Below are 1,055 nucleotides of genomic sequence, written 5' to 3'. Positions count from 1 at the left end.
AAAGCTTGGGGCCGTATCGCCTCCCTGATCGAGACCGCGAAGATCAACGGCGTTGAGCCCTTCGCCTATCTCAAGGCTACCCTCGAGGCCATCGCTGCGGGACATCCCAAAAGCCAGATCGACGACCTCCTCCCGTGGAACTTCAACTCGTCAAGCTGAAATGCACGTGCCCTGCAGCCGTCGCTTACAGTATTTCGACAAGGCTCTTTGATTAAACGCGCTGCCACCTGATATGAGCCAGCCGTTAACTTGAGAGTGGGCGCTATCAGAACATAGCTTCCACACCTCGCAATTAGGCGCCCGCCGCCGTCAAGCAGTTGTGGGCGACACTAATTTTCTATGCAGCGGTTTCGGAGAAGTGGCGATTTTCGGATTCATTTTCCGAGTAGGGTCGTTCCACTGCGCCCCCAGCTCGGCAGCAATGTATCAGGCCGCTTCGAGATCCCCCATGTTCTCCTCGAAGGTCTCGATATAATCGACCATTCGCGACACGATCCGTTTCGCCACCTTTTTTCGTTCCAGGATGCCCGGAGGGGTATTCACCACTGTCATCAGTTCGTCGGTCAACGGCTCCTTGTCCGAAAACTGGTAAGCCTCAATCAGGTCGGCGAAGCGCTCCGAGTCCAGATCTTCGTCTTCGCAGATCTTGTCGAAGGCCTCGGAGCGTTTTCTGCTCCAGTATTCCCAGAAGGCTTCCTTGGTTCCCTCGCCGTCGCTGAGATGCGGGAGGTAGGAGGCGACGAACTCCTCAATGAGCTCACGCTTACTACGGAGCCTGGCCTCGGAGCCCAGCATGTCGAGGATGGCCTTCTTCTTGGATGCGGCCTCCTGGCGGGCATCTTCGTCATCGCCACCGTCTGCAATCGAGGCGAGAAGAGCCAGAATGTAGGCGACATTGATATTGTCGCGCCGGATGAGCTCCAGCTCGAAGTCCACCTCGTCGATGATCGAAGCCTTGTGTGAATCGCCCCGAGTTTGTCGGAGACCATCAACTTAAGTAAGGATGATGGTTATGACAAAAAGCAAAATGGCAAATCGCTACTCACCCGAGGTCC

Annotated in this window: 1 protein-coding gene and 1 pseudogene; one reads left to right on the top strand and one right to left on the bottom strand. The window is 55.7% G+C overall.

The features are described from left to right. The coding region (locus BUB53_RS22190; protein WP_143163314.1) for a transposase domain-containing protein at window positions 1-159 on the top strand (159 nt) is incomplete at its 5' end. Window positions 160-426: 267 nt separating this feature from the next. Here the strand turns inward: BUB53_RS22190 and BUB53_RS22185 are convergent. Next, window positions 427-972 (bottom strand): annotated as a pseudogene (locus BUB53_RS22185) (type I restriction endonuclease subunit R, EcoR124 family); the annotation flags it as partial. Between the last annotated feature and the right edge of the window lie 83 nt (window positions 973-1,055).

The organism is Roseovarius pacificus (assembly GCF_900142665.1).
Lineage (GTDB): Bacteria > Pseudomonadota > Alphaproteobacteria > Rhodobacterales > Rhodobacteraceae > Roseovarius > Roseovarius pacificus.
Note: the sequence above shows the minus strand (reverse complement) of the source record. Positions and strands in the feature narration are given on the sequence as shown.